Here is a 12,771-nt window from a genome sequence, read left to right as displayed (position 1 = left end):
TACTATTATATGCTAAAGCCTATAAACTCGGCTTTATACCTATACTATATGCCTATTCCTCCAATTGGTACATTATCCACGCGAGGACTGTGAACCCTGCGGTCTCCGTCCGAAGAATGCGTTTGCCCAGAGTAACAGGGACGATTCCGCTTTCCACCGCTTCTCCTATCTCGCTTTCCTCGAAGCCTCCTTCGGGGCCGATAAATATCGCTACGGACTGTTCCTTTTTCAACGAAGAAATGATGTCCTTGGTTTTTTGCATCCCTTCCGCCAGCTCATAAGGAATGAGGCGCACCTCTATATCTGCGGCGTAACGGACCGCCTCCTTCATCGTCATGACCTCCTTGACCTGAGGGACGATGCTCCTTTTACTCTGCTTCGCTGCGGACTCCGCAATTGCCTGCCAGCGCTCCCTTTTTGCCTTCGCCTTCTTTTCATCCAGCTTTACCACCGCACGTTTGGCAGATACGGGTATTATCTCATGTACACCGAGCTCCACTGCTTTTTGTATGATGAGCTCCATTTTATCCGCTTTGGGAAGTCCTTGAAAAAGGTATACCTTGGAGGGAAGCTCCATGCCCTCCTCCTTTACGAAACGAAGCCTGCATACAATCTGCTCTTCCTCCATCGCCTCGATTCCACAGCGATATTCCCTTTCATCCACGCCGCTTCGCACAGAAAGCTCTTCTCCCACCTTCATACGCAGGACGTTTTTGATATGCTTTACATCGTTTCCCGTTATGATTATCGTATTCCCTTGTATTTGCGATGGGTCTACAAAAAAACTATACATATAAAAACCATGCCTTTCCCGGTTTATCCATTATTGCTTTTATTCTTGCTGTTACTGCGGGACGTTTGACTTTTGTGCGGTTACCGACACCCATTCCCCCTGGTAGGTAACCTCCAGAACATGAAGGCCTGCTGCCTCCACCGCTTCTGTTACCGTCGTCTCCTTATCATCTATGATGCCTGAGGTTATATAGATTCCGCCCGGCTTAAGCTGATTTATGATGACCGGAGTCAGCGGCACGAGCACGTCCGCCAGAATATTTGCAACCACAATATCATAGCACTCATATCCAACTTTGTCCTGCACTTCTTTTTCCGTAATAATATTTCCTATCATCACATTGAATTTTTCAGGTAAAATATGATTCGCCTTTATATTTTCTCTGGTAGCCTCTATCGCGCAGGGGTCAAGATCGGTTCCTATCGCCTCTTTCGCACCGAACATAAGTGACAGGATAGCCAGAATACCGCTTCCGGTTCCCACATCCAGAAGTCTTGTCTCCGGCGTAAGGTATTTCTTAAGCTGGCGGATACAAAGCTGTGTGGTCTCGTGCATTCCTGTTCCGAATGCCGTTCCGGGGTCAATGTGGAGAATCATTTTGTCTTTGTCCTCTGCCTTCACTTCTTCCCATGACGGAATAACGAGCACATCGTCGATATAGAACTGGTGGAAGTATTGCTTCCAGTTATTGATCCAGTCGATGTCCTCCGTTCTGTCCACCGCTACCGTGCCTTCGCCGATTTCCATGAACATGCGCAGGTCCTCAAGCTCGCTCTTCACCGATTGAAGAATCTGCTCCCCCGTAGTATTCCCTCCGTTTACCTTTAAGGTCCCATCTTCGTTTTCTTCCACAAAAAAGCTTAGGTATGCCACACCGTCGTCTTCCTGTGTCTCCGGAAGGATATCCACAAACATCTGCTCCTTTTCCGCCGCCGTAAGCGGTACCTTATCCTCTATCTGCGCACCTTCTAAGCCGATGTCATACAAAGAGCTTATAATAATGTCTTCTGCTTCCGTCAATGTCTTGATCCTGAATTTCGTCCACCTCATATTATCATCCATGCCTTTCCATAATCTTTTTCTATGCTATATTACAGCATTTTTATATTGTGGCATCGCAGTATTGCAGCATTGCCGTATCGTAGCATCGCCATATCGCAACATTACCGTATCGTGGCATCGCCGTATCGTATCATTGCTGTATTATAGCATGCTAACACAATATGTTATCTGCTGCAACTGACGTTTTTCAAGCGTTTCTAAGCTATGATAACACTTTTTTCAACTTTTATAAAGGCATGAATCGTTGCCGACGCAAACGACTGACAATAATTTACAAAAAACTACGCATTTCTGCGATAGACAAGCGTTAGCACGATATTATATAATATCTGTGTAGTTTATTATTTTTAATGTTTACATATTAAAATAAAAATTAAAAGGAATTGTGCAAATGAAGAAAAATAACAAATATTTATTTTATGCTCTTTTTTTATGTATTCCTCTTGTTTTTACAGCTTGCGGTAAAAATAAAGCAGACGAATTGCCTCTGGGCGAAGTGAACGAAGTTCCGGCAGAGCCGGAAGTTGTGACGGAATCGGAGGAAGTGGTAGAAGAGCCTGAGGAAGAAGGACTCCCTATTATCGAAGACAGAGAAGTGGTGAATGGTAAGATGCAGAGCTATCTCACCGGTCAATGGATCGATGAGAAAATAGCTACCAGACGCCCCCTGGCTGTCATGATACCTAACAATACGCCGGCGATGCCTCAATACGGTCTCTCAAAGGCGGGTATCATTTATGAGGCACCCGTAGAAGGACGTATCACCAGACTGATGGCTATCTTTGAAGATTATGACGAGCTGGATCATATCGGTCCTGTTCGCAGCAGCCGCGATTATTACATCTATGTCGCTATGGGCTACGAAGCGATTTACTGCAACTGGGGCCTTGCCAGACCTTATGTGGAAGAGCTCATTAACAGAGATACGGTGCAGAATATCAGCGCTGCCGTTGTGGGTATTCACAATCCTTCCGATGAGGCATTCGGCAGAATCAGCAGACCTGGTTATGCTACCGAGTTTACCGGATATCTATTTATGGACGGCTTGAACAAAGCTATCGAACGCCATGAATACGAGACTCAGTACGATGAAAATTATGTTCCGCAGTTTACCTTTATTGCCGATGATAACCGCGCAGAATATGCGGAAAATGATGATGTAACTCTCATCTATCCCGGAGGAAAGGAAAACAATGCCGGCGGCTACGGCGCATACAATCCGTATTTCGAATACAATTCTTCCGATAAGCTCTACTATCGTTTTCAGGACGATAAGGAGCAAATCGACGAATACAACAAGGAGCAGCTCGCTGTGTCCAATGTAGTACTTCAATATTGTCACGGAGAGGTGCGGGATGAGAAAGATTATCTTGCCTTCGGGGTACACGGAGAAGGAGAGGCTCTTATTTTTACAAACGGGAAGGTCATCGAGGGAACTTGGAAACGCTATGATGGTGACAATACCCCTGCTAAGTTCTATGATAAAGATGATAACGAGATTATCTTCAATCAGGGAAAAACCTGGATTTGTAATATTTGGAAGGAATATGGGGAATTTGTAGAATATGAATAGGATTTTTTAGAGGCGGTGCGCTTCTGACTAAAAAGCCGGGCGGATGTATGAGTCAATCATCATCCTCCCGGCTTTTTATAACCATAAATTTATTTCCAGAACTTCTTTTTCTTATCCTTCACTTCTTCCGGCTCGGGACTATTATTCTGAGTCGTGCGCAGAGTACTTCCCGTTTCCGCATCAAACTGCTTCAGCAGCTCCTTCGCCTCGTTAGAAAGCTTATCAGGCACTTGCACTACCAGCGTTACATAGTGATCTCCACGCACTTCCTTATTGCGAAGTGACGGTACGCCTTTGCCTTTTAAGCGGATCTTTGTATCGGTCTGTGTTCCAGCCTTTACGTCGTAGATGACCTTGCCGTCCACTGTGTCGATAACTATTTCGCCGCCTAATGCTGCAACCGGAAAGGACATCGGTACGGTAGAATATATATTATATTCCTGACGCTGGAATATGGGATGCCTTCCAACTACAACCTCGGCAAGAAGGTCTCCTCTCGGCCCGCCGTTGGTTCCCGGTTCGCCCTTATCCCTTATGCGCACGCTCTGGCCATTGTCGATACCGGCAGGAATGGATATCTTGATCTTCTTCCTGTTAGCAATATAGCCGCTTCCATGACAATCCACACATTTTTCTTTGACCACCTTGCCGGTTCCGTTACAATCCGGACAAGTCTGCACATTTCTCACCGTTCCAAAGAAGGACTGTTGCGTAAACACTACTTGGCCCTTGCCTCCGCACTTAGGGCAGGTCTCCGGGCTGGTTCCCGGCTTTGCTCCGCTGCCGTGGCAAGTAGTACATTCATCTTTGAGCGTAAGCTCCACTTCCTTTTCCACGCCGAATACGGCTTCTTCAAAAGTGATGCGTACGCTGGTTCGTATGTTCGCGCCCTTCATAGGTCCGCTGTTCGTTCTTCCCCGGCGGCTGCCGCCGAAGAAATCCCCGAAAATATCTCCAAAAATATCTCCGAAATCAGCGCTGTTAAAATCAAAGCCGCCGAAACCGCCTGCACCGCCTTCGAATGCTGCATGGCCGTATTGGTCGTATTGACGTTTCTTCTCCGGGTCGCTAAGTACGGCATATGCCTCCGAAGCCTCTTTAAACTTCTTTTCTGCCTCTTTATCGCCCGGATTCATATCTGGGTGATACTTCTTAGCCAGAACTCGATATGCTTTTTTCACCGCAGCTTCATCTGCATTTTTATCTACTCCGAGAACTTCGTAGTAGTCTCGTTTTTGCTCTGCCATAACTAACTCCTCTTTATCGCTTTAAAGATTTTACTTATAAAAAATATGAATAAGTCCACTTTCTTAGACATATCGTTCTAAGTATATAACAATTTCATCTTTATTGCATCAAATATATAACCTATAAAATATTAAATTTTTAAGCAAGATATGAAGTTCCTCTTATCAGAGGATTCCCTCTTATAAGGAGAACTTCATATTTTATCCGGAGGTTACTTCTCCATATTGCTTATTTTATATTTATACTTCTCGGTAATCTCCGTCTACCACATCGTCAGCCGGAGCAGAATCTGCATCTGCATTCATGTTCATATCAGGACCTGCCGCTCCCTGTGCCTGCTCATAAACCTTTGCGAATAATGCCTGCGCATCTGTCATCAGTTTCTCCTTTGCAGCTTTCATCTCATCGATGTCACTGTCGGACATTTCCTGGTCCTTCGTTCTCTCAAGAATTGCCTTCAACGCTTCCAGATCGGCTTCTACCGTACTCTTTGCGGATGCATCGATCTTGTCGCCTACATCTGCCAAAGCTTTTTCTGTCTGGAATACAAAGGAATCCGCTTCGTTTCTCGTGTCGATAGCTTCTTTTTTCTTCTTATCCTGCGCTTCGTATTCTGCCGCTTCCTTTATCGCTTTATCTATGTCGGTATCGGACATGTTGGAGCCTGCGGTAATGGTTATGTGCTGCTCTTTTCCGGTTCCTAAATCCTTAGCGGATACATTTACGATACCGTTAGCATCGATATCGAAGGTAACCTCGATCTGAGGAATTCCGCGCATTGCAGGAGGAATACCGTCCAGTCTGAATTGTCCGAGAGATTTGTTATCCTTGGCAAACTGTCTTTCACCCTGAACTACGTTGATATCTACTGCTGTCTGATTATCTGCCGCTGTGGAGAAAATCTGGCTCTTCTTTGTAGGAATCGTCGTATTTCTCTCGATTAATCTCGTAGCAACACCGCCCATTGTCTCAATAGACAGAGAAAGAGGAGTAACATCGAGAAGAAGAATCTCACCTGCGCCTGTATCTCCTGCAAGCTTGCCGCCCTGAATGGAAGCGCCCAAAGCAACGCATTCATCCGGGTTAAGGCTCTTATTCGGTTCCTGTCCGGTAAGCTGTTTTACCTTCTCCTGAACTGCCGGAATACGTGTAGAGCCACCAACCAAAAGCACTTTTCCTATTTCAGAATTGGTAAGTCCGGCATCCTTCATCGCGTTTTGAACGGGAGCTGCCGTTCTCTCTACGAGGTCATGTGTCAACTCATCGAATTTGGCTCTTGTAAGGTTCATATCGAAATGCTTAGGGCCTTCTGCCGTAGCTGTAATGAACGGAAGGTTAATGTTCGTGGTTGTTGCGGAAGATAATTCCTTCTTCGCCTTTTCTGCTGCTTCCTTTAATCTCTGAAGCGCCATCTTATCATTCGATAAGTCAACGCCTTCCTGCTTCTTGAACTCAGCCAGCATCCAGTCGATCACTTTCTGGTCGAAGTCATCACCGCCAAGACGGGTATCACCGTTCGTAGCGAGAACCTCGATAACGCCGTCGCCTATTTCAATGATGGAAACGTCGAAGGTACCGCCTCCCAAATCATATACCATGATTTTTTGTTCTTTTTCGTTATCCAATCCGTATGCGAGCGCTGCTGCCGTAGGCTCGTTGATGATACGTTTAACATCCAGGCCTGCAATCTTACCGGCATCCTTTGTCGCCTGACGCTGTGCGTCGTTGAAGTAAGCAGGAACGGTAATAACCGCTTCCGTAACCTTTTCTCCAAGGTAACTCTCTGCATCCGCTTTTAACTTCTGAAGAATCATCGCGGAAATCTGCTGGGGAGAGTATTTCTTGTCGTCGATGGTGCAACCCCTATCGGTACCCATCTCTCTTTTAATAGAAGCGATTGTCTTCTCGGCATTGGTCACTGCCTGACGCTTTGCAGGCTCACCTACGAGCCTCTCTCCTGTCTTTGTAAAAGCTACAACAGACGGTGTCGTTCTTGCGCCTTCTGTATTCGCGATGACGGTAGGTTTACCGCCTTCCATAACTGCTACGCAGCTATTTGTTGTTCCTAAATCGATACCTATAATTTTGCTCATGATTAAGCCCTCCTAAATATATTGTTCAATTGATTTGCTCGTTAATTTATTCGCTGTCTGTCGCTTAGTTTACAACAGCTACCATGCTGTGTCTTACTACCGTATCTCTATACATATAGCCTTTTAATAGCTCCTGCGCGATAATTCCTGTTTCGTATTCTTCACTCTCCACCTGCATTACCGCATTATGATATTCCGGATTGAACTCCTGACCTATCGCTTCTATCGGCTTTACTCCCAAGCTATCGAGCTCTGTCATGAGCTGCTTATAAATCATCTGCATTCCTTCCGCGAAGGCGCTTCCTTTCTCTTCCTCAGGAATGGTCGCCAGACCTCTTTCGAAGTTATCCACCACCGGAAGTATTTTCTCTATAATGCTTCTGGCTCCGGTCTCGAACATCATCGTCTTTTCCTTATCCGTCCGCTTTCTGAAATTGTCGAATTCCGCCATCTGGCGTCTTACTCTGTCCTCCAACTCATCTACCTTTTGTTTCAGGACTTCCTGTTTCTTATCTTTCTTTTTGAAGAAGCCTTTGCCGGCATTTTCTTCACATTCTTCGCCTTCTTCATCTTCCAGCGTACCCTCAGCCTCTTCGGCCTGCATCTCTCCCTGACCTTCCAGAGAAATGTCTTCCGGCAGGATCTCCTTATCTTCCGATTCCCCGCCGTCGATTATGATCTTCTTATCCAACGTTTCTTCCTTATTCAATGTGTCCTGGATATCTTGATTGTTTATATCTTTCTGTTCTGCCACTTCATTTATTCCTTTCTTTCCTACTTTTTATTTCTTTTACTTATTCTCGCTTCTTATATAAATCATCCAATTGGTGCTTCAGCGTCTTTAATGTCCCTACTACCTTATCGTAGTCCATACGCTTCGGCCCGATGATACCAATGGTTCCTTTCATTCCCTCTTCCAGCTCATAGGTCGCCGTTACGACGCTGCAATCCTTCATGGACTGTACCGGCGTCTCATCGCCGATATATATCTGAATGCCGGTGTTGTTTTCATCCGACAATCTCTCTTCCACCAGCTCTTCCAAAAGCTTTTTTTCTTCGAATGCAGTGATCAGTTCGCTGGCTTTCTGATTGTCTGCAAGCTCGGGATACCTGAAAATATTATTCGCTCCGCTCGTATATATCTCCAAATCCTCATCTGCTTTGATCGATTCGGCTATAGCGTCAATAACTTCTCCTATAATCGTGCTGTGTATGCCTGCCTGCTGCTTCATCGCTGTAATCATGCTCAGATTTATTTCTTCCAAAGTTAATCCATTCAAATGAGTGTTAAGAAGGATGTTTAATTTCAAAAGTGTCTCGCTGTCCAGTTCCTCCTCCACCTGAAGCATGTTATTCTTAATTACATTGCCCTCTACAACGCTAACCACCAAAAGCTGGTGCGCATCCACACGGGAGAGCTGTATAAATTTCAGCTTGTTGCGATGGTACTGGGGTGCCGAAATCATCGTGGCATAATTGGTATTCTGCGCCAAGACCTTCGCTACCTGTTTCAGAAGATGATCCATCTTATCTTCCTTTTCCAACAGAATGCCTTTCAGTTCTTCTACCTCCCGCTCCTTCTCCTCCATCATCTGATCTACGTATAAGCGGTAGCCCTTGTCTGAGGGAATCCTTCCTGCCGAGGTGTGGGGCTGGATAATATATCCGAGCTCTTCTAAATCTGCCATCTCATTTCTTATGGTAGCCGAACTCAAATTCAAATCCGTATATTTGGAAATCGTCCTGCTGCCTACCGGTTCTCCGGTCTCAAGATAGTTGCGGATAATGGCCTGCATAATTTTTATTTTTCTCTCATCAAGCTGCACTTCATTATCCTCCCATCTTTATAGCCATGCTTTTTCAAAATATAAAGACCTTTTGTCTCTTGTTAGCACTCAACATCTTGGAGTGCTAATACCTTCTTACCATAAAATATCACTTACCCTATACAATGTCAACAGATAACTTCAAAATTATTTATAAAAAAAATATGAACAGATAATTCCAACCGGAATTTTCTGTTCATATATAAAAGTCTTACGCATTAATGTAAAACAAAAGTGTGCTGCGCATCTATCTTTATTTCATAGGAGCACTTTCCTATGAAATAAAAATAATGTATTAAATAAAGAAGCTTCCTGAAATATCACCGTTAAACACGTAATATGAGATGCTTTCTTCCGGTTTCACATAAAGCTCCAATGACTTATAAGCTTCGTCGCTCTTGTGCAAATCGTATTTCCAAACATCCTCTGCTATTTTCGTAAGGTCCTCTATACTGTAGGACTTTCCGGAAAACTGCAGATTGACTATTTGTTTAGCGCCGGTCTTCTTCGCTGGAGTTTTTGCTGCAGTCTTTGTCACTGCTTTCGTCTCCTTCTTAGCAGGCGCTTTCTTCGCAGCAGGCTTAGCCGTCTTCTTCGCAGCCGTGTTTGCTGCCTTCGCTGTCTTTGTCGTCTTAATTTCTTCTTTCTTCGCCGGTTCCTTCTCCGATGTCACAACTGCCGCAGAAATTCCTGCGGTCTCCGCATTTACAGTAGATTTAACGGTTGATGTCTTCTTCGTCTCTGTCATAGGTTTTTCTCCTTTCACATTCGATGATATCGAATTCCGATCCTATCGAATTCCGAACTGCACCGAACTCACAAATACACTCTAAATACCACATTCTCCCAATCCCATTTATAAAAGTTTACCGTAGTTTGACTGTCTTGTCAACTCTTTAGCAAAGTAGAGCGATAAGTCAAAACTATTTTACTTTTAACAAAAGTTGAGATACCAACCGTTCCAGCAACAGGCCTATGCTGACAGCCCCTTGCCGGCAACACCGCTTTTGTTACGCGCGTAGCCGCTCATACATTTTTTATGTAATAGGGTCCCCTTCCTATTATATAAAAAACTGACATGCTGCCATGTCAGTTTTCAAAACTATTTTAGATGGTTGCTCACAGTATCCCTAGGCACCGGCGAATATCATAAAGTAGGCCAGAACAAGAATTCCCAGCACGATTCTATACCATCCGAATATCTTAAAGTCATGCTTTCTTATATACCCCATAAAGAAGCGGATTACGATGATGGACACTACGAAAGCCACTATCATACCTACCGCAAGAATCGTCCACTCCGATGTCGTGTATACGAGTCCATACTTCACAAGTTTTAAAAGGCTGGCTCCGAACATTACCGGAATAGAGAGGAAAAAGGTGAATTCCGCCGCTATCGTTCTGGATACGCCCAGAAGCAAGGCTCCTATGATTGTTGCCCCTGAACGAGAGGTTCCAGGAAATATTGCTGCAATTAGCTGCCAAATTCCAATGATAGCGGCAACCTTGTAAGTGATCTGTGAAAAATCTGTAATCCTCGGGGCTGCTTTCTTACTTATATTCCTATTCTCGACTACGATAAACAGAATACCGAATACGATGAGTACAATTGCCACGCATGTATAATTATAAAAAAGCTCGTCAAACAAATCGTCGAACAAAACACCCACAATTGCCGCCGGTATGCAGGCAACCAATATTTTAAACCAGAGAGTGAAAATATCCTTTTTAATATGCGGTTCTTTTTTCAAATCGAAAGGGAATATCTTATCCCAGAACAGAATCACTACCGCCATAATCGCTCCAAGCTGTATAACTACCAAAAACATTTTCCAAAATTCGGGCGATACGTCCAGCGAAACAAATTCGTTCAGCAAAATCATATGCCCCGTGCTGCTGATGGGCAGCCACTCCGTAATACCTTCCACGATACCGAACAGCACCGCTTTCAAGATTTCTATCATTATCAAACCTCCTCCGACAGATACGCTGCTTTTTATACCTGCCATCCATCCGTTTCATCATATATTAATATATAACGAAAGCTTTCATTTTATTTCTTCATTCTCTCTTATGATAAATATTCCAGCAGTTCCGCATAGCTCTCCTGAGCATCCTTGTAGCCTTCCTCGTACAAAGCTTTCAGTTTCTCTGCGTCCTTCTCTACCCTTCCGACCTCGCTTATCCTCTTCGGGCGGATTACGAAGGCTTTCCCTTCCTTTTCCTGCTCCTCCAAATATCTTAAGGTATCGTTGTACTCCTTATGTCTTTCCTTCATCAGTTCGTATACCTTAGGATGTCTGACATAGCGTGCTTTTATGAGCGAAAGGCTGGAAGAGGGCTTTCTGTGATAGCCTGTCTCCTTCGTAAGTATTACCACATTTTTCTCATTTCCGTCGGAAATGGACTTTTTTATAGGAATGGAATCTGCAGCGCCTCCGTCCAGATACAGCTCATTCCCGATCTTCACGTTGCGGGATACGAGGGGCATGGAACTGGAAGCCCGTACTGCCTGAATATCTCTATGCATATCCTGAAGCTGCAGGTACTCCGCCTCTCCCGTCCTTATATTAGTCACCACCGCATAAGCCTTACCTTCATATTTATTAAAGGTATCGTAATCATAAGGATCCAGATAATTCGGTATCAAATCATAACACATATCCGTCCCGAACAAATCCCCTGTCGTAAAAAAGTTATAAGGACTGCAATATCTCTTATTATCCAGATAATTTATCCCTATGCGATATCCCCTCTTCTTCTGCTTCGATAAAAAGTTGCATAAATGGCATGCTCCTGCCGACACTCCGTAGCATGAGGAGAACTCCATTTCCTTATCGAGAAAAAAATCCAAAACACCGGCGGTATAAATCCCCTTCATGCCGCCGCCTTCCAAAACAAGACCAGCCTGATACATTATAATACTCCTCCCTTATATAACAATTTAACGGTACTCTGCTTCCACGAATTTCCGAAGAGCCGCCAAAGAACGTTCTACCTTCTCCGTATCGATGCAATATGCCATACGGAAATAACCGGGACATCCAAAGCTGTCACCCGGAACAAGAATCAAGTCATAGTTCTTCGCCTTTTGGCAGAAAATCTTTGCATCCTCTTCCAGCGCCTTCGGGAAGATATAGAAGGTACCGCCCGGCTTCACGCAGGTGAATCCCAAATCGGTAAGCTCTTTATATAAAAGATTCATATTCGTTTCATACACCGATAAATCAGAGGTCTCATAAAGTACCTCCGCCACCGCAAGCTGTATAATAGAGGAGGGGCAGTTATGTCCGATTCCTCTGGAAATCTGGCCGCACATATTGACAATGGTCTCCGCGTCGCTGCACGAAGGGTTTACTGCGATATATCCGATTCGCTCGCCGGGAATGGACAACGACTTAGAATAAGAATAGCAGCTAATGGTATTATCATATACCTTAGACACGTAGATATCCTCCACGTCCGCAAACACGATTTCCCTATAGGGTTCGTCGGAAATCAGGTAAATATCATGACCATATTCTTCCGATCTCTTCGTCATAATCTCCGCAAGCTTCTCCAAGGTCTCTTTCGTATAAACGATGCCCGAGGGGTTATTCGGCGTGTTGATCAGAACTGCCATCACGTTTTCATTAAGCATGTCTTCAAAGCGCTCAAAATTAATCTGGAAGGTTTCCGTATTAGGAGGCACTACCTTGAGCACAGCGCCGCTTAAATCGATATAGGGATGATATTCCGGGAAAAACGGCGCAAAGGTCAGCACCTCATCTCCGGGTACCGTAATCGCGCGGACCGCATGGGAGATAGCCCCTGCTGCTCCGGCTGTCATGAATATATGTTTATATGTATAGTTCATGTTAAATCTCTTATTTAAGGACTCCGCAACCTTTTCCTTCACGGAGGTGATTCCAAGGCTGGGACTGTATCCGTGAAGTGCCATCGGGTCACACTTTTCAAGCAAGTCTACCATCGCCTGCCTGAACTTCTCCGGGGCGGGCACAGAAGGGTTGCCGAGGCTGTAATCGAACACATTCTCATAACCGATTTCTTTTCCTCTCGCCGTGGCATATTCGGACAGCTCTCTAATAACGGATTTCGCACCTAACATATCTTTATACTTTGCTGCAATCATTCTATTGTTATTCTCCTTTCCAAGCTTACATTGGATTTTTCCTG

General features: G+C 44.6%; 12 protein-coding genes. 1 reads left to right on the top strand and 11 read right to left on the bottom strand.

The annotated features are described in order from the left end of the window. Window positions 1–52: 52 nt before the first annotated feature. Window positions 53–793: a 16S rRNA (uracil(1498)-N(3))-methyltransferase gene (locus tag CC90_RS0118635; RefSeq protein WP_031392227.1), complete on the bottom strand. Its 741-nt coding sequence runs from the start codon at window positions 791–793 to the stop codon at window positions 53–55. A gap of 51 nt (window positions 794–844) precedes the next feature. Next, window positions 845–1,843, bottom strand: a complete 999-nt coding sequence (gene prmA, locus CC90_RS0118630) for a 50S ribosomal protein L11 methyltransferase (protein WP_031392226.1) — start codon at window positions 1,841–1,843, stop codon at window positions 845–847. Window positions 1,844–2,246: 403 nt separating this feature from the next. On the opposite strand from prmA, the gene CC90_RS0118625 reads away from it, so the two are divergent. After that, on the top strand, window positions 2,247–3,428 hold the full coding sequence (locus CC90_RS0118625; protein WP_035315843.1) for a DUF3048 domain-containing protein: 1,182 nt from the start codon (window positions 2,247–2,249) through the stop codon (window positions 3,426–3,428). 89 nt (window positions 3,429–3,517) lie between these two features. On the opposite strand, the gene dnaJ is transcribed toward CC90_RS0118625, so the two are convergent. From dnaJ to CC90_RS0118585, 9 genes are all read right to left on the bottom strand, one after another. Next, entirely contained in the window at window positions 3,518–4,675 is a 1,158-nt protein-coding gene (gene dnaJ, locus CC90_RS0118620; RefSeq protein ID WP_031392224.1) for a molecular chaperone DnaJ, read from the bottom strand. Between the two features lie 240 nt (window positions 4,676–4,915). Continuing rightward, entirely contained in the window at window positions 4,916–6,769 is a 1,854-nt protein-coding gene (dnaK, locus tag CC90_RS0118615; RefSeq protein ID WP_031392223.1) for a molecular chaperone DnaK, read from the bottom strand. A gap of 64 nt (window positions 6,770–6,833) precedes the next feature. Then, window positions 6,834–7,523, bottom strand: a complete 690-nt coding sequence (grpE, locus tag CC90_RS0118610) for a nucleotide exchange factor GrpE (protein WP_031392222.1) — start codon at window positions 7,521–7,523, stop codon at window positions 6,834–6,836. Window positions 7,524–7,563: 40 nt separating this feature from the next. Next, window positions 7,564–8,595, bottom strand: coding sequence for a heat-inducible transcriptional repressor HrcA (gene hrcA, locus CC90_RS0118605; protein WP_031392221.1), 1,032 nt, complete (start codon window positions 8,593–8,595; stop codon window positions 7,564–7,566). Window positions 8,596–8,890: 295 nt separating this feature from the next. Then, window positions 8,891–9,343 carry a DUF6465 family protein gene (locus CC90_RS0118600; protein ID WP_051869775.1) on the bottom strand — a complete coding sequence of 151 codons (453 nt, stop codon included), beginning with the start codon at window positions 9,341–9,343 and terminating at the stop codon, window positions 8,891–8,893. Continuing rightward, complete coding sequence (locus CC90_RS24885; RefSeq protein WP_278245487.1) at window positions 9,312–9,437, bottom strand: hypothetical protein; 126 nt, start codon at window positions 9,435–9,437, stop codon at window positions 9,312–9,314. The genes CC90_RS0118600 and CC90_RS24885 overlap by 32 nt, the downstream gene beginning before the upstream one ends. A gap of 288 nt (window positions 9,438–9,725) precedes the next feature. Next, window positions 9,726–10,559: an undecaprenyl-diphosphate phosphatase gene (locus tag CC90_RS0118595; protein ID WP_031392219.1), complete on the bottom strand. Its 834-nt coding sequence runs from the start codon at window positions 10,557–10,559 to the stop codon at window positions 9,726–9,728. A gap of 107 nt (window positions 10,560–10,666) precedes the next feature. Next, window positions 10,667–11,512 carry a patatin-like phospholipase family protein gene (locus CC90_RS0118590; protein ID WP_031392218.1) on the bottom strand — a complete coding sequence of 282 codons (846 nt, stop codon included), beginning with the start codon at window positions 11,510–11,512 and terminating at the stop codon, window positions 10,667–10,669. Window positions 11,513–11,539: 27 nt separating this feature from the next. Continuing rightward, window positions 11,540–12,727: a pyridoxal phosphate-dependent aminotransferase gene (locus tag CC90_RS0118585; protein WP_031392217.1), complete on the bottom strand. Its 1,188-nt coding sequence runs from the start codon at window positions 12,725–12,727 to the stop codon at window positions 11,540–11,542. Window positions 12,728–12,771 lie beyond the last annotated feature (44 nt).

Source organism: Kineothrix alysoides (assembly GCF_000732725.1).
Taxonomy (GTDB): Bacteria; Bacillota; Clostridia; order Lachnospirales; family Lachnospiraceae; genus Kineothrix; species Kineothrix alysoides.
The sequence above is the reverse complement of the archived record's forward strand: the minus strand, read 5'-3'. Positions and strand labels throughout refer to the sequence as shown.

Bases quoted from the DNA above. Each gene is read 5' to 3' on its own strand.
- CC90_RS0118600 (WP_051869775.1), bottom strand. From the start codon at position 9,343: ATGACAGAGACGAAGAAGACATCAACCGTTAAATCTACTGTAAATGCG.
- CC90_RS0118585 (WP_031392217.1), bottom strand. From the start codon at position 12,727: ATGATTGCAGCAAAGTATAAAGATATGTTAGGTGCGAAATCCGTTATT.
- CC90_RS0118635 (WP_031392227.1), bottom strand. From the start codon at position 793: ATGTATAGTTTTTTTGTAGACCCATCGCAAATACAAGGGAATACGATA.
- CC90_RS24885 (WP_278245487.1), bottom strand. From the start codon at position 9,437: ATGTGGTATTTAGAGTGTATTTGTGAGTTCGGTGCAGTTCGGAATTCG.
- CC90_RS0118625 (WP_035315843.1), top strand. From the start codon at position 2,247: ATGAAGAAAAATAACAAATATTTATTTTATGCTCTTTTTTTATGTATT.
- dnaK (WP_031392223.1), bottom strand. From the start codon at position 6,769: ATGAGCAAAATTATAGGTATCGATTTAGGAACAACAAATAGCTGCGTA.
- CC90_RS0118590 (WP_031392218.1), bottom strand. From the start codon at position 11,512: ATGTATCAGGCTGGTCTTGTTTTGGAAGGCGGCGGCATGAAGGGGATT.
- prmA (WP_031392226.1), bottom strand. From the start codon at position 1,843: ATGAGGTGGACGAAATTCAGGATCAAGACATTGACGGAAGCAGAAGAC.
- CC90_RS0118595 (WP_031392219.1), bottom strand. From the start codon at position 10,559: ATGATAGAAATCTTGAAAGCGGTGCTGTTCGGTATCGTGGAAGGTATT.
- dnaJ (WP_031392224.1), bottom strand. From the start codon at position 4,675: ATGGCAGAGCAAAAACGAGACTACTACGAAGTTCTCGGAGTAGATAAA.